The following is an 18,838-nucleotide window of genomic DNA, read 5'->3' on the forward strand; positions in this document are numbered from 1 at the left end:
TATGACCTCAACCGTTTCAGTTGCCCCTAAAAGCCGTATCGGGCAACTTGATACAGTACGTGGCATTGCTATCCTCGGTATTTTATTACTGAATATCTTTGGATTTGCTTTACCACAAGCGGCCTATCTTAATCCCTATTACACCCCCGAAGTATCATCCTCTGATGCGGCGGTTTGGGTATTTTTTAATCTTTTCTTTCAAGGGAAGTTTCTGGGAATTTTTTCCTTACTTTTTGGTGCCACATTAGGCTTGCTAAGTTATCGCTCAATATTATGGCAACGTAGCCGACTGATTGTTTTAGCGATTATTGGCTTGATTCATGGAATTGGTTTTTGGGATGGGGATATTCTTCTCGCCTATTCCTTGACGGGGCTGGTTGTGATAATGGTGTTGCCACACTATGCGGCTTCCACATTGTTCAAAATTGCCATTTCTATCTATTTGATTGGTTTGGTTATTTTATTTGCCATCGGCAGTAATGTGGTGGATACCAGTTTTTGGCAGATCACTGCAGACCAAGCGTTTCTTGATGCTTGGCAACATCGCATTGGTGGAATGACGGGGATCGCATATCGCACAGGTGAAGTGGCGATGATGGTTGAGTTATTGGTTATTCAGTATGGCTGGCAACTGGTTGCGATGATGATCCTAGGGGCGTTGCTACTGAAAAATGGTTGGCTAAAAGGGCAGTTTACTGAGCAGCATTATCGTCGAATGTCCATTGTATTAATCCTCCCCACCGTAGCTATCCAGTCAGTGGCTCTGTATGTTCAAAGCCTTTTTGGTTGGCGTTATTTTGATACCTCGATTGTTGGCTATATCATTAATGAGCTAGCGGTGCCGTTTCAGTCTTTGGGCTATATTGCGCTAGTTTATGGTTTTTGGGGGATATTTAGCCGAAGTGTGCTCGCGAAAGCCTTGCAAAATGTGGGGCGGATGGCGTTGAGTAATTACTTACTTCAAACACTGATTTGTACCACTATTTTTTATCATTTGGGTTACTTTTATCAGTTTACCCGAGTGGAGTTGTTAGCGTTCATTCCACCCATTTGGTGTGCTAACTTGCTGTTTTCTTATTGCTGGTTGCGCTTCTTTGAGCAAGGGCCAGTGGAATGGTGTTGGCGACAACTGACAGATAAACTTTTTTATCTTTTAAATCGGCATTCACCATCTGAACATTAATTGAGTTTATTCAGTTCATCAGGGGTAACTGCTGGATAGCCCTTTGTGCCATCAGGCATTTTTATTGGAGCAGGAATGGATTCTTGTTCCCCTAAAAATTTAGGTTCACGCTGGAGAATATAGAGATCAGCAAGCGCACCTAAGCGGGCAAACACTTCACGTATCCGCACTTTAAACATGCCTTCCGGCGTAGGTACCGCTAAACATTGGGCATCAATCCCTTTGTGCTTAGCAATGAATAGCGCTCTTTCGCAATGAAAACGCTGGGTGATAATGGTGAAGTTATCAGTATCGAACACTTTTTTCGTACGAACTACGGAGTCTAAGGTTCTAAAACCTGCAAAGTCGAGCACAATTTTTGAGGCGGGAACGCCCGCTTTGATGAGGTCTTTACGCATGGCGATAGGCTCATTGTAATTATGTGCGCCGTTGTCACCGCTCAGGAGTAAATATTTTACTTTACCGCTATGATAGGCATCCGCAGCGCCTTTAATTCGATATGTGTAATAGAGGTTAGTGGCTCCGGAGGCATAATATTTAGATGTGCCGAGAACCATCCCAACATCGCGGGCAGGCAGTTGCTCTACATCTTCATAGATATAGGGTGCAGTTTCCCAACTGATCCAGCGGTCGAGTAAAATAACAGTGGCGAAAGCTATCCCTGCCAGTATTAATAGACCATAAAGCAGACGTTTCCTCATGTCCTCGCCTTGAATAATTAATGCCTATAATAATTAGTGCTAACAATTAATAGGCTACTTGACTTAATTTCGTGACGCAAGTCGCGTAACGTAAAATCGTGTCAATATGGCATCGAATTGAAAAACAATAAGATGCCGTATGTTGGTTTATTCGTTCGGTAGTCCACCAAAACAGAGTAATGGACTGATGGTGTTTCTATCGACGGATTTTTGTTTATCAACCACATAAAATGATTTTGGGTAAGTGATCACCCAAACGTTATCAGTTTCAGCAATCCCTTGAATATATTCACCATTTGTTGGGACCGGCAGAACATTTTGGATATTCAATGTCTTGAGGCTGGTGGAGACCAGTGGAACCTGGGCTTCACTAGGGTATTGTGGCAAATAGTAAGCTTGGGTTAACGCCGTATTGATGCCATATCGACCATACTGTATATCGCTATTATTTCCACACCAATGATATTCTGTGATAGGCGAGGTTGGTGCTGTGACATGAGCGAGAATAAAGCGGGTATCTGTCACCATCCAGATGGATTGGCTATCTGGTGTGAAATAAAATTCTCTAACAGAATCATAATAATTCTCTACCGTAAACCAAGGTTTTGCACTAAATGTAAGTGTTTGAGTATCTAACAGATAGGCAGCTTGGGTGACATTATCATACAGCGCTAGATGTTTTTCATCGGGGGACAGTGCTGCTGGCATCTGAACGCCGAAAGCACCTTGATACTCTTGGCTATCAGGGAAGGTAAGCTTTTTCTCGACGGTATTATTTGAAAGGTTAATCACCGCGATACTGTTTTCTACGCCGCTTGTGACAAATGCACGTGGGCTATTTTTCATCACATAAATTTGGCGAGGGAAAAAGCTAGTTTCAATATTGGCCTCTACTTTTTGCGCGTCGATATCAATCACACTCACGCTGTTTGGTTGAAGCGAAGCAACATACAGTTTCTTTCCATCGTTACTAAGTGCTGCGCCATAGGCACCCATTCCACGGCAGCGATTAGAGCTACAGCCTGTTTCATTTTTGGGTAATGGAAGCTGAATAGTAAACAGCAATTTCCAATCATCTTTGGCTGAAGAGTAAGCGCTAACTAGGTTGGCTTCTTCGTCTGTGATAAAGATCCTCTGGTGGGCATCATCACTGAGAATAAAGCTCGGTTCAATTAATTCAGGGGCTTGAATTTGAATACCAGCAACTTGCTCTTCAGATTGTGTGGCGGGGAGTGATGCAAGCTCCTCTTCAGCAGCCTTTTCCATTACTCGCTTAGCTTGCTCTGCTTTGGCTGAATTAAGCTCTTTATCTAGCTCTTGAAAGATGAACTCACGCTCAGCAACAAGATCTTCATCAGTCGAAAATGATTGCTGGTGGATAACGAATGCTAAAATTCCCCCCATGATTAACACAACGAGTAAATCTAACACGTACTTTTTGGCAGGAATGAGAACGAAAGCAAAGCCAATTACGGCACCTGCAAGCGCGCCACCAATATGAGCAGCATTATCCACCCCCGATTGCATCCCGTTAATTAAGGTTAATGCAATCATGGCAATAATATTGTAGAGAGGGCGCTTAAGGGTATCGCGAGCGTCTTTAGTGAGGTCTGGGTTATTGAGCTGTTTTAAGAGTTCAATCACTGATGCAGCGGCGAGACCCATAATCGCCCCAGACGCGCCCAAGCTGACAGTAATATAGACGGTATTATCATTCTGTAGCAGGCTGCTCCATGACATTATGTCAAAGCGACGCATTGCGCTGTTTAAGGCTTCTTGGTATTGCCAAGCTGCACTGACAAACGACCCTACAATCCCTGCAAATAGATAGATTGCAAGATAACGAAATTTGCCAAAAGCGCGTTCACATTCAATACCAATTACCAGTAAGGCAAGGGTATTTAGCCCTAAATGTAACCATCCGGAATGTAGCACTATGCTAATAGGATAACGCCACCAATCACCGGTGAGAGAAAGCTGATAGACGCTTGCTCCGAAGAGCAACAAATTGTATTCCTGAGATTCAAGTGGTGCAGCAAAGTTAAGCTGATAAAAATAGACACCAATATTAAGAATCGCAATAAGCAGTGTGAGTGCTATCGCCCATAGGGAAAACTTGCGAATATTTTTTTGGGGCGCAGATTCAGGCGGCGTTGATTCAGGTATGGTTGGCTCTGACATGAGCGAGTCCTATGTAAACCGGTTATGTTTGCATCTTAAATAACTCTGGCGGCTATCTCAATCGCAAGTTATAGAAACGGGATACTTTCAGACAATGTTGAAATATAGAAAACAGAGAAAATAAAAAAAGAGCACCGAAGTGCTCTTTAATTTAGTAATTACAATTAGTTAGAATGAAGTTCGTTTATAGACACGATATTCTGGTTTCCAGAAATTGTGCTCAATAGCTTCATCTAATGCGCTATCTGATGTCATGGTCGCCACGCCTTGAACTTGCGCTTCTTTAGCCACTTGTTTTGCTATCACGCGGGAAACATCTTGGATCTCGGATAACAGTGGTAACAGTGGACCTTCACCCTTTTGTGCCAGTGGTGAGCAGCTTGCTAACGCACGGCTTGCTGCCATCAACATGCCATCAGTCACACGTTTTGCACCGGATGCAATCACGCCTAAACCAATACCAGGGAAGATATAGGAGTTGTTGCATTGCGCGATAGCAAAGATTTTGTCTTTATAAGCCACCGGTGGGAATGGACTACCTGTTGCCACTAATGCCTGACCTTCAGTCCAGTTGATAATATCTTCTGGACGCGCTTCAACACGGGATGTCGGGTTAGATAATGGCATCACGATTGGGCGAGGGCAGTGCTTGTGCATCTCTTTGATGATTTCTTCGGTGAATAAACCCGCTTGACCAGAAACACCAATCAGTACTGTTGGCTTCGCATTACGCACAACATCTAACAGTGAAATAGAGTCACTGTTGACATCCCAATCTTGCAAGTTAGCGCTGTTTTGCGTCAATTTGCTTTGGAAATCCAGCAAGTTTGGCAGTTTGTCTGTCAGTAATCCGAAGCGGTCAACCATGTAGATGCGTGCACGCGCTTCTTCATCGCTCAAACCTTCAGATTTCATTTGGGCAATAATTTGCTCTGCAATACCACATCCCGCAGAGCCTGCGCCCAAGAATGTGACGCGTTGGTCGCTCAATTTGCTACCCGCCGCATGGCTGGCGGCAATTAAGCTACCAAGAGTAACGGAAGCGGTGCCTTGGATATCATCGTTAAAGCAGCATAGTTCATCGCGATAACGGTTTAGTAATGGCATCGCATTTTTCTGTGCAAAGTCTTCAAATTGCAGCAGCACATTTGGCCAGCGGCGTTTTACAGCTTGGATAAATTCTTCAAGGAATTCATCATACTCTTCGCCAGTAATACGCGGATGACGCCAGCCCATGTACAGTGGGTCATTCAGGCGTTGTGGGTTATTAGTACCAACATCAATAACAACTGGCAAGGTATACGCAGGGCTAATACCACCACAGGCGGTATACAGGGATAATTTACCAATTGGAATACCCATGCCGCCAATACCTTGGTCACCTAAACCAAGAATACGCTCACCATCTGTCACAACGATAACTTTTACGTTTTGTTTGGTGGCATTTTGCAGCATGTCATCGATGTATTCACGGTTTGGATAAGAGATAAACAAACCACGCGCACGGCGATAAATATCAGAGAAATGTTCGCAAGCTTCACCCACTGTTGGGGTGTAAATGAGCGGCATCACTTCGGTTAAGTGTGCATCAATCAGGCGATAAAATAGGGTTTCGTTGGTGTCTTGAATATTACGCAGGTAGATATGCTTATCAATATCTGTTTTAAAATCAATTAATTGGCGATAGGCACGTTCAACTTGTTCTTCAATAGTTTCAACTTGTTCAGGCAGTAAACCATACAAGTTAAAATTAGCGCGTTCTTCTTCTGTAAAGGCGCTTCCTTTATTCAGTAAAGGAAATTCGAGTAAGATTGGACCAGCATAAGGAATGTATAGGGGACGTTTTGTTTCGTGTTCATGTTCCATGAAATATCACTCTTCGGACGATTAGTAAGCAACTGTCAGGTTAGATCCTAAGCTAAACAAAAAATATGTACAGTAAATAATGCTACAAAACAGTTAAATTTTTTACTGAATATTATGGTTTATATGATAAGGAAATTATTCACCGAAGGGAATTTTAGGTGGGATCTGTTTTACCATTACAACGAGTGGATCACGCTTATTTAAGTTCACCGATGTTTTTATCAGGATATCAATCTTTTCAACGCAGTATGTCATTTTGTTATAGGTTAAATTAATTTAACTGTTCAGTGAGAAATCAGTACTTATGGTGCAGTAAGTCGGTAGATGCTGATCCTGCTAAATATATTTTTATATATCATATATTGCCGCATGTTTTTAATTCATTTAGTTTTAATTTTCTTTTTATAAAACTATAAGATTGGTGGCTTTTATGATAAGGAATTTCACGTTAATTATTTTTATGCTCTTTCTATGTGCTTGTCATGGTTCAAATGATGTAAATAAAAACAATATTATTGAAAATAGTAATCCCTATGGCGAATATCAAAATAAAGAGCCTTCAAGGTTTCTTATTGCATTACAATTTATGTATCTTGCTGAATTTAAGAAAAGTTCAAGTTTAATGAAAAATTATGATTACAAAAAACAGGATTATAGAAAAATTGTTCATAGTTTTATTATTTTAAATAAGAAATGTTTTGATGAAGGAATTGATTATAAAGAAGCAAGTAAACTTTACTATGATTCACTGGATAGGTCTAACATATCTCATGATGCATGGTTTTTTAGTCATATTTTTAATGCGTTAGATGAGAAAGATAGTGAGGTAATATGGAAAGGATATTTATATGCAATAAATAAAGGCGGGAGAAATGAAGAAACAGCAGTATTAATGAAAATATGGTATTCAATGATTAGAGAAGCTACAAATTCATCATCAGAGAAACAAAAGGAAAGTATAGCTTGGTTATCTATAGTGAGAAAAATGCCAGTGATGAATAGTATCGAAAACACAATTAGTGAGATATGGACTAACGCTGTTCTTGCTAACATTATGGAGGGAGACTAGTGGGGGTAATATGGCATCAAAATAAAAAATTATTGTTATGTTTTATTTTGTTATTTTTCTCCTTTCAATCTATAGGTTCGGAGCCTAAGAAAGATAGTGTATCTATTTTTAACATAATTATACTTGAATATATAAGAGTGACTATGGATGAATATAAACAACCATTGTCAAAAGAAAAAATGGATAAAGTCCATTATGAATCTGCATTGGCATATGCGAATTACTTAAAGTCTTGGTTTGAATTAAATAAAGGTGTAGAGGTTAGAACGGAAAGAATTAATTTTAACGAGGCTAAAATTATCAATGAAAATGGATTTAAAGCAGCGAATTTACCCTGCGATGCATGGTTTTTTGCTGATATTTATGATGTTTTTGATGAAAATGAACGAAACAAATTTTGGAGGGAAATGAACGCTAATTCCGAAAGGGAATCCGAGGAGAAAATATTTGTTGATTTGTGGTTTAAAATGAAGGCTGAGGCAGAAAGCACTTCAATTGAAAAACGTAAAAAAAGCCAGCGATGGTTAAAGAGAATGAGGAAAATTCCCCTAGTTATTGAAATTGAGAAAACCATGACGATGGTTGAAGATAGTTTTCGTTATAAAAAATAAGTTTTTGAAAAATTTGGAGGCGTAATATGCCAATAAAATTTATTTTTTCTATATTTATCTTGTTAATTTCAACTTCATCGATGGCAGATAATCGTCCCGGTTTTGTTTGTGGGCGGTTTAACGATACAGTCATTGAAGTGCCTAGCAACTATGTCTACTCCTTCGCGGAATATGAAGGTTATAGTTATTTCGATCCAAGATTCTTAGAAAATAAAAAAGGTTGCGATGCAAATTTTCGAGTTTTGCCATTAATAATGAGCTGGCCTGAAATGAAGCCTTTTAATAAAAATGGAAATGAAAAAAATAAAAAACTTAGATTTTCTATAGAACCACTCGATGGTGATCCTAAAAGTTATCTTGAATATAAAAGGTATCTATATATTGATAGTGGTGAAGGAAAATATAAGGGGGATGTCTCATACAGTGAAGAATTAAAGCTTTATTTTAATGAGGTCATATTTAGATTCAATAATAAGCATAATCACTTTAAGGAATATAAAAGAGGTTATTATTGGGGGAGGGGTAAAGAGTCGATTAATATTTTATTTGACTGTGCATGGATACCTGGTGATGGTGTTTATAGTCGATGCGATGCGGTTTATTTGATTCCTGAAATTGGTGTTAAAATTAAATTATTAATAAATTATAAAGATTTAAATGTGTGGAATGAAATAATGGGTGATGTAAATAAATTTATTTATAAATATATAAAATTATAAGGTGTTAGATATGAAAAATAAACATTATAGACAAGGGTATCTTAGATTAACAAAAAGAGAAGCAGTAAAGGCACATAAAATTTTAACTCTAAGCAGAAAGCCAGAACTAATGTATGAATATTTAGCGAGTAAGGGGGATCGGTATGCAGTTCTAGCAAATAGTGTTGTTAAAGGTGACTCTTTTTCAGGTAAATTTGCATTAAACTACTTAGAAGAGATCATGATTGAAAAAGGCATTGTAGTTAGTCGAGAGAAGTTCGAAGAAATACGTTTTGATATGGCTTTTTTTTATTCATATACACTTCAAAATAGATTTACGGATGGCGTTACCGAGATATATGGAGATATAAATCATGAAGAAGTTATGTGGTTCCATGAGTTCGTTTTTGATATGCATAAGTTACCTGCGGAAGCGTGGACCTTGCAGCCTGTTTTTAATGTCATGCCAGGCTATGAAAATAAAGAGAGATACTGGCAAAAGGTATTGAATGCTGTAGGTGAGCCAGATAGGGAAATAGAGTTAAGCTTAAGTACTATGAATATTATGTATGAAGGTTTGTATGATGCGACTGAAAGTGAAAAATCCGAAATTCATAGTTGGATTAGAAGAGTAATAGATATAGACAATGCCATTGATGGTGTCGTGATAAGTTTGAAAAATACGTATGGATTCTTTGTATCACCTACATTAGAAGTCGATCTGGATGATGCTCAAGCACTTGTGTATGAAACGGGAAATCCATTAATTGATAGAGGAACAAATCGATTATCATTTTGGGATCTACCACCTCAGAGTCGTTATGAATATTATTTACAACCTGATTGGGTTGGTCAGACAGAGTTTGAACACTTTGATCGCCTTTCTGAATATTACCTTGAACGCCCCGCCTATATATTGCCAGAAACCGGATTATTTAATTCCCCATCTGCCAATTACAGCCCCAATGTTAATAAACATAGTGCCATGATAGATGATGTTATTGGCAACATTCCTTTTGCTGGCTATTCCAATAATCATGCACCAATTGAAATAACGGCTTCAGAACACCGAGGGTACCCAGTGAGTGTATATAGACCAAATGATTTTCAAATAGGTGAGTGTCAAACGGATCGAACCGTTGATAGCTTAAGAGACCATATGTCTTCCATGGACCACTCATCAAGCTCGTTTGATAGAGATTTTAGGGTGCCTCAGGCCCCGAGTATGCATGAATTTAACTACAGTGGTGGCTATAGCAGCTCATCATCCAGATTCTCATTTTAATTTTATTAACACTCAATAACGTTTTAATAAAAAACGGCGGTTATTGTAGTTGATAAACTCGTAATAACCGCCGTCTTAATTTTGAATATTTAATTTGTTTTCAATTAAATATGATTTAAATGAAATAGCGTTTAAATGGATTCATCCAAATAAATGCGCTCCACTTTTTGGCAACCTAACGAGTGCAAGGTATTTTCTGTTGTACACCACTGCTGCACCGTTGCATCTTGTTTTTCCACTAACACTGCTTGCTCAATAGCATGAATATCTTTACCCGCTAAATTCACCATAATTAGCGCAGCTTGTAATGGTGGTAAGCTTGGGTTGAACGCAGCATTTTCCGCGTAACGGCCTGTAAACAGCGAGCCATCTTTTAGCTGCACAGCAATACCGGAGTGAGATTCGCTGTATGGTGCGTGAGATTGGTTTGCAGCTTCAACCGCAGCAGATAACAATCTATCGCGACTTTGGTTTTGATAACCATGGTTAACATTGTCGAGAAGTAAAGTGGTGATATTCAGATCCGATGGGCCAAATGAATCAGGCAAATAATCATGAAGCGTAGCAACTTGGCGTTTTGGTAAATGCACCATGATCTTACCGCCTTCACGCAGTTCATTCATAAATTGTCGGCAGTGACCGCAAGGCGTGTAGTTGACGGTAATAGAGGTTAATTGCTTTTCGCCTTTTAGCCACGCATGGGTAATGGCACATTGCTCAGCATGGATAGTTTGACCAATAGAAACATGGTTAAATTCCATATTTGCGCCGAAATAGAGATTACCGCTGATCCCGCAAGCGATTGCGCCTACATTAAAGTGAGAAATTGGTGTGACAGCGTAAGCCGCCGCGAAAGGTAATAATGAAAAAGCGAGTTCACTGTCCGTGCATCCACTCTCAGCTTTAATTTGCTTTACTTGCTCAGCGGTTAACATGGCTGAGAAATCAGGTTTGTCCATAATAGGTTTTAGGACAGACTGTAACTTTTCTGGAAGTTCGGCCCAAGCGGCCTTGAATCTTGAATGCATAAGTAACCCTCCCTATTTAATTGTTTTCATTCTATTCAATTAATAGGGTGATTGGATGTGATCGCGATCACTTCATGAATGCAATCAATGAAACAAATTCATTAAATGAGAGATGTATCTCAAGTTTTTGCACTGAAATTTGCATAAGAGAGGTAAATGACCTCTCTTATTGATTCAGTTTAGCTAAATAAGTGAAGAATGACAGGGAAGATAAAAGGTGCAATTAAAGACGTTATTACCCCGCAGGTCATTAGCGCTAATGAACTGTAAGCCCCTTCAATATAGTTAATTTCTGCACAACGCGCCGTTCCCAAGGCGTGAGAAGCGGTACCCATTGCCAATCCTCGTGATGCATGGGTGCGAATACGCAAAACATCAAATAGGCTATGACCGAACATCGCCCCTAAAATCCCGACAAAAAGTACGCAAGCGGCACTAATTGCTGGGATGCCTCCGACTGAATCGGCAACTGCCATGGCTATTGGTGTTGTGACCGACTTAGGTAATATTGAACCTGCAATATCCGGTGTAGCCCCTAGCCACAGTGCAATAGTTGCCCCCGTAAACATCGCCACAATACTGCCAGCAAAACAGATACTAAATAGGGATTTCCACTGTGCTCTAATCTGGTGCATTTGCTCGTAGAGCGGAAAGGCGAGGGCGACGACGGCCGGCTGCAATAAATCATTGAGTATTTTACTGCCCGCAAAATAGTGCTCATAAGAGGTATTCGTCAGGATCAGCAGCGGAATAATGATCGCGATAGTTAACAATAATGGATTCAGAATGGGCAATTTGCACTTGATCGACAGCGCTCTTGCCAAGTAGAAAACAACGATAGTTAATGGTAGTGACCACCAAATATGTTCTAACATCACTCTTTCCCCTTGGTTTTATCATTATCGATGGTTGAAGAAATGGGTTCTTCAGGAGGAAGAGGAACTTCATCAGGCTTCACACCCACGATTGGGCGTTCTTTATGGATATAGTTTGAGCTGACTGCGACAACAATCATGACAATGAGCGTGCTGGCAATGCAAGAGATGACAATCGGGATCATCTGTTGGCTGAGTAAATCATAATAATTCATAATCCCCACACCGATGGGAACGAATAAAATCGTCATGTTTTTCAGCAGGATGCTACATCCAGGTTTTGCCCAGTGAGCAGGGATTATCTGTAATGCTAGCAAAACAAACAGCAGCAACATTCCGACAATACTGCCGGGAATGGAAAAAGGAAGCAGTTTGGAAATCACATTTCCGATGATCAGGCAGAGGTAAAGTATTGCGAAGGCTCGCAAATATTGCCATCCGGTGTTCAATACTTGTTTTAATGACATGGGACTTGTCCTATTACTCGACAGGCATTCATCATACAATTAACTTGAAAATTGTGCCAGAGATCACAAATAAAAACCCATAAAAAAACGGAGCTCACTAAAGTGGCTCCGTTTTGTACTGATATTGGCTAAGTTTGTTGCTCAATTTTCAGAGCGACAATCAATGGCTTATTTAACCTGCATACCTGGTTGTGCGCCATTATCTGGGCTCAGTAGGTAAATGTCTTTACCACCAGGACCTGCTGCCATCACCATACCTTCGGAGATACCAAAGCGCATTTTACGTGGAGCAAGGTTTGCCACCATCACGGTTAAACGACCTTCCAAGACTTTTGGATCTGGATAAGCGCTACGGATACCAGAGAATACTTGGCGAGTTTCACCGCCGATATCTAACTGTAACTTCAGTAGCTTATCTGAGCCTTCAACGAAGTCTGCTTGTTTGATTAGCGCAATGCGTAAGTCAATTTTAGCGAAATCATCGAATGTGATGGTCTCTTGAATTGGGTCATCCGCCAGAGGGCCGGTCAACTGCTTAACTGGTTGAGCACTTTGCTTGGACGCTTCTACCATTGCTTCCGCTTTTGCTAATTCAATACGGTTAAATAACGCTTTAAATGGCGCTACGTCGTGGTTCAGTAATGGAGTGTTGATGGAATCCCACGTTAATTCAACTTTCAGGAACTCTTCCACGCGCTTGGTTAAGCTTGGCAGAATTGGTTTCAAGTAAGTCATTAATACTCGGAATAAGTTGATACCCATCGAGCAGATATCTTGCAGCTCTTGGTCTTTACCTTCTTGTTTCGCAATGACCCAAGGTGCTTTCTCATCCACATAGCGGTTTGCAATATCCGCTAATGCCATAATTTCACGCACGGCTTTACCGTATTCACGATTAGTGAAATCGTCACCGATCACTTTTGCAGCATCAACAAATTGTTGGTATAGCGCTGGTTCCGCTAAGTTTGCGGATAATTTTCCAGCGAAACGTTTAGCAATAAAACCTGCGTTACGTGAAGCTAAATTCACCACTTTGTTAACGATATCGCTGTTCACACGCTGTACAAAATCTTCTAAATTCAAGTCGATATCGTCGATGCGTGAAGAGAGTTTGGCTGCATAGTAATAACGTAGGCAGTCAGCATCGAAATGATCTAAATATGCGCGAGCGGTAATAAATGTGCCGCGAGATTTAGACATTTTTGCACCATTAACGGTGACATAACCGTGAACAAACAGGTTAGTTGGTTTACGGTAGTTGCTGCCTTCTAACATGGCTGGCCAGAATAGGCTGTGGAAATAGACGATATCTTTGCCAATAAAGTGGTAAAGATCCGCTTTGGAATCTTTGTTCCAAAATTCATCAAAGTTTAAATCGCTGCGTTTGTCGCACAGGTTTTTAAACGAGCCCATATAGCCGATTGGCGCATCCAGCCAAACGTAGAAATATTTACCCGGAGCATCTGGAATTTCAAAGCCGAAATACGGGGAATCACGGGTGATATCCCACTGTTGTAAGCCAGATTCAAACCATTCTTGCATTTTGTTAGCCACTTGCTCTTGCAGTGCGCCAGAGCGAGTCCATGCTTGCAGCATGTCGCTAAATGCAGGTAAATCAAAGAAAAAATGTTCAGTTTCACGGATAACTGGCGTTGCGCCTGAAACCACTGAGCGTGGGTTGATCAGGTCAGTTGGGCTATAGGTTGCGCTACAAACTTCACAGTTATCGCCGTATTGGTCTTCCGCTTTACATTTCGGGCAAGTACCTTTGACGAAACGGTCTGGCAGGAACATGCCTTTTTCTGGATCGTAAAGCTGTGAAATGGTTTTGCTTTTAATAAAACCATTACTTTTTAATTTGCCGTAAATCAGTTCGGATAACTGTTTGTTCTCTTCGCTATGGGTTGAGTGGTAGTTATCGTAGCTAATCTGGAAGCCTGCAAAATCGTCCTGATGCTCTTGGTTCATTGCAGCGATCATTTCTTCAGGCGTAATGCATAATTGCTGAGCTTTTAACATGATCGGTGTTCCGTGCGCGTCGTCAGCACAGATGAAATGAACCTCTTTGCCGCGCATTCGCTGATAACGGACCCAAATATCAGCCTGAATGTGCTCCAGAATATGACCGAGATGGATTGAACCGTTAGCATATGGTAACGCACAGGTTACCAGTAATTTATTCGCGACTTGAGACATAGTAACTTTCTTACTTCCATTATTAATAAAGGGTCTTTGATGTTAACCGATCAATAAAAATGTCGCTAGGGCAATAAAATATTAATCGGCAATTATTAGGAAAAAACGCTAGGTGGAAACAAATTTTTACTGTTTGTGGTTTTTCATTCGCTTGGCGGTCACTATTTTTTTCGTTCTCTGCTATCATGCAACGTAGTCAAAAATGTGTAGTTACAAAAAAGAAAATAAAGGAGCCGGGATGAACGATAAATCCCCCGAGCAGAACAAACCAGAACTGCTGACTGAACAAGTCTCCACTGTTTTGGCTTCATTTACACACCCAACTCTCAAGCGCAATCTGATTTCAATCAAAGCATTGCATCGTTGTGCACTGTTGGACAATGTGTTGCATGTCGAATTAGTTATGCCATTTGTCTGGAAAGGCCCATTCCAAACGCTGATCAGCGAAAAAACGGCTGAATTAAAGCAATTGACGGGTGCTCACGCCGTAGAATGGAAATTACGCCATGATATTACTACTTTGAAACGTGCCAACGATTTACCGGGCATCAACGGAGTGCGTAATATTCTTGCGGTGAGTTCAGGTAAAGGTGGTGTGGGTAAATCCAGTACTTCCGTGAACTTAGCGTTAGCATTGGCACAAGAAGGCGCAAAAGTCGGTATCCTCGACGCGGATATCTATGGTCCTTCAATTCCGAATATGCTGGGTACTACACTGGAGCGACCAACGTCTCCAGATGGTCAGCACATGGCACCGATTATGGCGTATGGCTTAGCCACTAACTCTATTGGTTACTTAGTCACTGACGACAACGCGATGGTATGGCGTGGTCCTATGGCGAGTAAAGCTTTGATGCAGATGCTGCAAGATACTCTATGGCCAGATCTGGATTACCTCGTTATTGATATGCCACCAGGAACGGGTGATATCCAACTGACGCTATCACAAAATATTCCAGTGACAGGCGCAGTGGTTGTGACCACGCCACAAGATATTGCTTTAGTGGATGCAATGAAAGGCATTGTCATGTTCAAAAAAGTGAACGTGCCTGTGCTGGGTGTTGTTGAAAATATGAGCGCACATATTTGCAGTAACTGTGGTCATGTGGAGCCTATTTTCGGTACCGGTGGTGCAGAAAAACTGGCCGAAAAATATAATACCAAACTGCTAGGTCAGGTTCCGCTGCATATTTCATTACGTGAAGATTTAGACCGTGGTCAGCCGACCGTAATGCGCGACCCTGAAGGCGAGTTCGCCGATATCTATCGCGAAATTGCGTCTAACATCTCTGCATTGATGTATTGGGAAGGGGATAAGATCCCGACGGAAATCTCTTTCCGCGCCGTGTAATTAAATGGTATCGATAAAGGCTATTTGGTCAGTAATGACTAAGTAGCCTTTTTTATTGCCATAAAATCCGATTTTTTGATTGTTCTGATTTCTTCTCAGACTGTTCCTTTATTGTTGTAGGCTGCGTAGAATGTCACATAAATGAATTCCCTGGCCTGAAAATTAACGATATAGAAAATTCAGTCTTTATTCCGCTGGCGAATGCCTAAAAGGTGATTATGAAATTTTTAATTTTTATTGTCGTATTAGTGCTGATTGTTATTTATTTTTATAACCGCATCGTTGCACTACGTGAAGCTGTTGTTTCTAGCGAAACGGAGATCTCTGTTCAATTAGATCGCCGCGGTAAAGTATTTGATAGTTTACTGGCGACAGTCAAAAAATATTTAAGCCATGAAACAGAAGTCTTCACTAAAATTACCGAGCTGAGAAGCCAAGCACAAAATGCGACGGGGGATAAAGCCCGAGAAGCGGAAGATGCACTTTCTAAAATGGTTAGTAGTGGTGCTATCAATGTAGCGGTTGAAGCTTATCCAGAGCTAAAATCTGATGCAATCATGGCAAATTTACAAGAAGAGATTGTTTCTTCTGAAAACAAGCTCTCTTTTGCTAAACGTGGTTATAACCGTTCATTAGAAACGTATAATGCGTACATCGCTTCTATGCCTGCTGCATTAATTGTTGGCATTATTCCTAGCTTGAAAATCAATAAAGAATATTGGCGTTTAGACGAAGCTGACATCAAAACGGAAGAGTCTCGTCGCATTAACTTTGATTAAATGGATGTTGCCATTGGCAGGGTTTTATTATGGATTTTAGAAACGTTATACGTAAAAACAATATCCGTACTCGGTTAGTTGTACTGAGTTATATTGTGCTGATGTTAGTGATTGGTTTGCTGGCGGATACTGCAACCCATCCAGATGAGAGAATGGATTTTACCTCGAACCTGATAGCATTTGCGACATTACAACAACTGCCTGTGGCAACTTTTATTATTCTTGGGCTGACATTTTTAGGTCTACTTTATATTCATTTCTTCGGGCATAAATTGATGCTTGCCGGAATAAATGCGAAGGAAATCACCCAAGAAGGCGCTTCAACTCCTGAAGAAAGACAGCTATTTAATATTTTAGAAGAATTGAGCTTAAGTGCGACATTACGTTATGTACCGCGTCTGTATATTTTGGATACTGACGAACCAAATGCATTTGCGGCTGGCTGGAATTCTCGTAATGCTTTAGTTGGCGTCACGCGTGGTTTATTACAAACGCTAAATCGCCAAGAAGTTCAGGCGGTAATGGCCCATGAAGTGGGGCATATTATCCATGGTGATTCTAAATTAACGTTGTATGTGGGTATTTTAGCGAATGTTATTTTGACGGTAACGAACGTTTTTGCTCAAGTGTTTATTCGCTCAGCAGGGCGTAGCCGTAATAATTCAGCGAATAAAGCACAAACTATTTTATTATTGATGAATATCGTGTTGCCAATTATTACCAAAGTACTTTATTTTTATTTATCGCGTACCCGTGAGTATATGGCGGATGCGGCAGCGGTGGATCTAACCTCTGATAATCAAGCGATGATAAGTGCTTTGAAGAAAATTTCAGGGGATCATCAAAAGCATGATTATGATGATGAAAGCACAGGACAGGCATACAGACAGGCGGCATATATCTTTAATAAGGGGGATTCTGTGTTTTCAACCCATCCTTCTATAGAGAACCGAATTGCGGCCTTAGAAGGGCGTAAAGAATTTTAAGCTTAGCGCGAAGCTTACGCTTTGAAGAATAAAAATTGGGTGCGTTTTTTTATCAGTCTTTGACGAGATAGACTGGTACAGCGCACCATTACACCCTATAATTCCCGCCAACCATAACACTATGATGTTATGCACTTCATTTCTAAAATTTTTAACCAGGTTACCATTTTATGACTGACATATCGCATCACTGTACCATTGTAGGTATATCGGGCGCTTCTGCATCTGGCAAAAGCCTAATTGCAAGCACCTTATATCGGGAATTAAGAGAAAAGGTTGGTGATCATAATATCGGTGTTATTCCAGAAGACTGTTACTATAAAGATCAAACAGATATTCCTATGGAAGAACGACTAAAAGTGAATTATGACCATCCAAATTCAATGGATCACAGTTTGCTTTATGAACACCTCAAAGCACTGAAAAGTGGTCAAGCCGTCGAAATTCCTCAGTATGACTATGTCGCTCATACTCGCAAACAGCAAACCGTCAGTTTTAAACCAAAAAAGGTCATTATTATTGAAGGTATCCTATTATTAACAGACAAGCGTTTACGTGAAGAGATGGATTTCTCTATTTTTGTGGATACGCCGCTGGATATCTGCTTAATGCGCCGTATTAAACGTGATGTTAATGAAAGAGGAAGAACATTAGACTCCGTGATTGAACAGTATAATAAAACGGTTCGCCCAATGTTCTTACAATTTATTGAACCATCGAAACAATATGCCGATATTATCGTACCTCGTGGCGGTAAAAACCGTGTGGCGATTGATATTTTGAAAGCGAAAATTGGTGAATTTTGTCAGGACTGATAGCGTCAAATATCACCAGCGATAAGCTGCCATAAATATATAAATAATGAAGGGGGAAAGTGATCATGCGTCTTTGTGACCGCGATATAATTCAGTGGATGGATGAAGGTCGACTTGTTATTAGCCCGCGTCCACCGATTGAACGGATCAACGGAGCGACCGCGGATGTTCGTCTTGGAAACCAATTTCGTGTTTTTCGTGGACATACTGCGGCATTTATTGATCTCAGTGGACCAAAAGATGAAGTCAATGCGGCGCTAGACCGTGTGATGAGCGATGAAATTGTTCTTAAAGATGACGAACCTTTCTTCCTTCACCCTGGTGAATTGGCACTGGCAGTTACGCTAGAATCCGTCACGCTACCCGATAATTTAGTCGGTTGGTTAGATGGACGTTCTTCACTAGCAAGACTTGGACTAATGGTTCACGTCACAGCCCACCGGATTGATCCAGGCTGGCGCGGCCAAATTGTGTTAGAGTTTTATAACTCAGGTAAGTTACCTTTAGCATTACGTCCAGGCATGGTAATTGGTGCACTAAGCTTTGAACCGCTATCAGGCAGTGCAGATAGACCTTATAACAGCCGACAAGATGCAAAATATAAAAACCAACAAGGTGCCGTTGGTAGCCGTATTAGCCAAGACTAATACAGCAAGATAGCGAGCGACCTCTTCTATGGAGTTTGAAGAGGTCAGCAATCGCTAGCGTCAAGGAGTGACTGGCGAAAGGTGTGACAAATAAAGTAAA

17 protein-coding genes and 1 pseudogene are annotated in these 18,838 nt (G+C 40.7%); 10 read left to right on the forward strand and 8 right to left on the reverse strand.

Going from position 1 to position 18,838, the window contains the following annotated elements; translation table 11 throughout:
* Window position 1: 1 nt before the first annotated feature.
* A complete protein-coding gene (yeiB, locus tag ACIH2S_RS05695; protein ID WP_108479411.1) occupies window positions 2–1,183 on the forward strand; it encodes a DUF418 domain-containing protein YeiB in 1,182 nt (393 codons plus the stop codon).
* On the opposite strand, the gene sanA is transcribed toward yeiB, so the two are convergent.
* The 4 genes and pseudogenes from sanA to ACIH2S_RS05715 all read right to left on the reverse strand — a co-directional run bounded on the left by sanA (window position 1,180) and on the right by ACIH2S_RS05715 (window position 5,931).
* Complete coding sequence (gene sanA, locus ACIH2S_RS05700; protein WP_036949704.1) at window positions 1,180–1,884, reverse strand: outer membrane permeability protein SanA; 705 nt, start codon at window positions 1,882–1,884, stop codon at window positions 1,180–1,182. The genes yeiB and sanA overlap by 4 nt on opposite strands.
* A 147-nt stretch (window positions 1,885–2,031) precedes the next feature.
* Entirely contained in the window at window positions 2,032–3,150 is a 1,119-nt protein-coding gene (locus ACIH2S_RS05705; protein WP_320205292.1) for a hypothetical protein, read from the reverse strand.
* 24 nt (window positions 3,151–3,174) lie between these two features.
* Window positions 3,175–4,065, reverse strand: a pseudogene (locus ACIH2S_RS05710) (rhomboid family intramembrane serine protease); the annotation flags it as partial.
* Window positions 4,066–4,233: 168 nt separating this feature from the next.
* Window positions 4,234–5,931, reverse strand: coding sequence for an NAD-dependent malic enzyme (locus tag ACIH2S_RS05715; protein WP_036949699.1), 1,698 nt, complete (start codon window positions 5,929–5,931; stop codon window positions 4,234–4,236).
* Window positions 5,932–6,361: 430 nt separating this feature from the next.
* Here ACIH2S_RS05715 and ACIH2S_RS05720 point away from each other — a divergent pair, with 430 nt between their 5' ends.
* The 4 genes from ACIH2S_RS05720 to ACIH2S_RS05735 all read left to right on the forward strand — a co-directional run bounded on the left by ACIH2S_RS05720 (window position 6,362) and on the right by ACIH2S_RS05735 (window position 9,594).
* A complete protein-coding gene (locus ACIH2S_RS05720) occupies window positions 6,362–7,000 on the forward strand; it encodes a hypothetical protein (protein ID WP_196712263.1) in 639 nt (212 codons plus the stop codon).
* Between the two features lie 143 nt (window positions 7,001–7,143).
* On the forward strand, window positions 7,144–7,611 hold the full coding sequence (locus tag ACIH2S_RS05725; protein ID WP_230082505.1) for a hypothetical protein: 468 nt from the start codon (window positions 7,144–7,146) through the stop codon (window positions 7,609–7,611).
* Between the two features lie 26 nt (window positions 7,612–7,637).
* The gene (locus ACIH2S_RS05730; protein WP_154633934.1) at window positions 7,638–8,330 is read left to right on the forward strand and encodes a hypothetical protein; all 693 of its coding nucleotides are present in this window, start codon (window positions 7,638–7,640) and stop codon (window positions 8,328–8,330) included.
* 10 nt (window positions 8,331–8,340) lie between these two features.
* A complete protein-coding gene (locus ACIH2S_RS05735; protein ID WP_036949694.1) occupies window positions 8,341–9,594 on the forward strand; it encodes a hypothetical protein in 1,254 nt (417 codons plus the stop codon).
* Between the two features lie 131 nt (window positions 9,595–9,725).
* Here ACIH2S_RS05735 and cdd read toward each other — a convergent pair whose 3' ends face one another.
* The 4 genes from cdd to metG form a co-directional block, all read right to left on the reverse strand.
* A complete protein-coding gene (gene cdd / locus ACIH2S_RS05740) occupies window positions 9,726–10,622 on the reverse strand; it encodes a cytidine deaminase (protein ID WP_272534674.1) in 897 nt (298 codons plus the stop codon).
* A gap of 179 nt (window positions 10,623–10,801) precedes the next feature.
* On the reverse strand, window positions 10,802–11,497 hold the full coding sequence (locus ACIH2S_RS05745; RefSeq protein WP_430248235.1) for a CidB/LrgB family autolysis modulator: 696 nt from the start codon (window positions 11,495–11,497) through the stop codon (window positions 10,802–10,804).
* Window positions 11,497–11,964, reverse strand: coding sequence for a CidA/LrgA family protein (locus tag ACIH2S_RS05750; protein ID WP_272534671.1), 468 nt, complete (start codon window positions 11,962–11,964; stop codon window positions 11,497–11,499). Before ACIH2S_RS05750 ends, ACIH2S_RS05745 begins: the two co-directional genes overlap by 1 nt.
* Window positions 11,965–12,132: 168 nt before the next feature.
* On the reverse strand, window positions 12,133–14,160 hold the full coding sequence (gene metG / locus ACIH2S_RS05755) for a methionine--tRNA ligase (RefSeq protein WP_036949687.1): 2,028 nt from the start codon (window positions 14,158–14,160) through the stop codon (window positions 12,133–12,135).
* Window positions 14,161–14,398: 238 nt separating this feature from the next.
* On the opposite strand from metG, the gene apbC reads away from it, so the two are divergent.
* The 5 genes from apbC to dcd all read left to right on the forward strand — a co-directional run bounded on the left by apbC (window position 14,399) and on the right by dcd (window position 18,738).
* A complete protein-coding gene (gene apbC, locus ACIH2S_RS05760; protein ID WP_006662269.1) occupies window positions 14,399–15,511 on the forward strand; it encodes an iron-sulfur cluster carrier protein ApbC in 1,113 nt (370 codons plus the stop codon).
* 218 nt (window positions 15,512–15,729) lie between these two features.
* The gene (locus tag ACIH2S_RS05765) at window positions 15,730–16,290 is read left to right on the forward strand and encodes a LemA family protein (RefSeq protein ID WP_006660137.1); all 561 of its coding nucleotides are present in this window, start codon (window positions 15,730–15,732) and stop codon (window positions 16,288–16,290) included.
* Between the two features lie 29 nt (window positions 16,291–16,319).
* Window positions 16,320–17,276 carry a zinc metalloprotease HtpX gene (gene htpX, locus ACIH2S_RS05770; RefSeq protein WP_036949682.1) on the forward strand — a complete coding sequence of 319 codons (957 nt, stop codon included), beginning with the start codon at window positions 16,320–16,322 and terminating at the stop codon, window positions 17,274–17,276.
* Window positions 17,277–17,446: 170 nt separating this feature from the next.
* Window positions 17,447–18,091: a uridine kinase gene (gene udk / locus ACIH2S_RS05775; RefSeq protein ID WP_036949681.1), complete on the forward strand. Its 645-nt coding sequence runs from the start codon at window positions 17,447–17,449 to the stop codon at window positions 18,089–18,091.
* 65 nt (window positions 18,092–18,156) lie between these two features.
* Entirely contained in the window at window positions 18,157–18,738 is a 582-nt protein-coding gene (gene dcd, locus ACIH2S_RS05780; protein ID WP_036949679.1) for a dCTP deaminase, read from the forward strand.
* Window positions 18,739–18,838 lie beyond the last annotated feature (100 nt).

The organism is Providencia lanzhouensis (assembly GCF_050469745.1).
Classification (GTDB): Bacteria; Pseudomonadota; Gammaproteobacteria; order Enterobacterales; family Enterobacteriaceae; genus Providencia; species Providencia lanzhouensis.

Coding starts and splice junctions, on each gene's coding strand:
- yeiB (WP_108479411.1), top strand. CDS start 2: ATGACCTCAACCGTTTCAGTTGCCCCTAAAAGCCGTATCGGGCAACTT.
- sanA (WP_036949704.1), bottom strand. CDS start 1,884: ATGAGGAAACGTCTGCTTTATGGTCTATTAATACTGGCAGGGATAGCT.
- ACIH2S_RS05705 (WP_320205292.1), bottom strand. CDS start 3,150: ATGGAAAAGGCTGCTGAAGAGGAGCTTGCATCACTCCCCGCCACACAA.
- ACIH2S_RS05715 (WP_036949699.1), bottom strand. CDS start 5,931: ATGGAACATGAACACGAAACAAAACGTCCCCTATACATTCCTTATGCT.
- ACIH2S_RS05720 (WP_196712263.1), top strand. CDS start 6,362: ATGATAAGGAATTTCACGTTAATTATTTTTATGCTCTTTCTATGTGCT.
- ACIH2S_RS05725 (WP_230082505.1), top strand. CDS start 7,144: ATGGATGAATATAAACAACCATTGTCAAAAGAAAAAATGGATAAAGTC.
- ACIH2S_RS05730 (WP_154633934.1), top strand. CDS start 7,638: ATGCCAATAAAATTTATTTTTTCTATATTTATCTTGTTAATTTCAACT.
- ACIH2S_RS05735 (WP_036949694.1), top strand. CDS start 8,341: ATGAAAAATAAACATTATAGACAAGGGTATCTTAGATTAACAAAAAGA.
- cdd (WP_272534674.1), bottom strand. CDS start 10,622: ATGCATTCAAGATTCAAGGCCGCTTGGGCCGAACTTCCAGAAAAGTTA.
- ACIH2S_RS05745 (WP_430248235.1), bottom strand. CDS start 11,497: ATGTTAGAACATATTTGGTGGTCACTACCATTAACTATCGTTGTTTTC.
- ACIH2S_RS05750 (WP_272534671.1), bottom strand. CDS start 11,964: ATGTCATTAAAACAAGTATTGAACACCGGATGGCAATATTTGCGAGCC.
- metG (WP_036949687.1), bottom strand. CDS start 14,160: ATGTCTCAAGTCGCGAATAAATTACTGGTAACCTGTGCGTTACCATAT.
- apbC (WP_006662269.1), top strand. CDS start 14,399: ATGAACGATAAATCCCCCGAGCAGAACAAACCAGAACTGCTGACTGAA.
- ACIH2S_RS05765 (WP_006660137.1), top strand. CDS start 15,730: ATGAAATTTTTAATTTTTATTGTCGTATTAGTGCTGATTGTTATTTAT.
- htpX (WP_036949682.1), top strand. CDS start 16,320: ATGGATTTTAGAAACGTTATACGTAAAAACAATATCCGTACTCGGTTA.
- udk (WP_036949681.1), top strand. CDS start 17,447: ATGACTGACATATCGCATCACTGTACCATTGTAGGTATATCGGGCGCT.
- dcd (WP_036949679.1), top strand. CDS start 18,157: ATGCGTCTTTGTGACCGCGATATAATTCAGTGGATGGATGAAGGTCGA.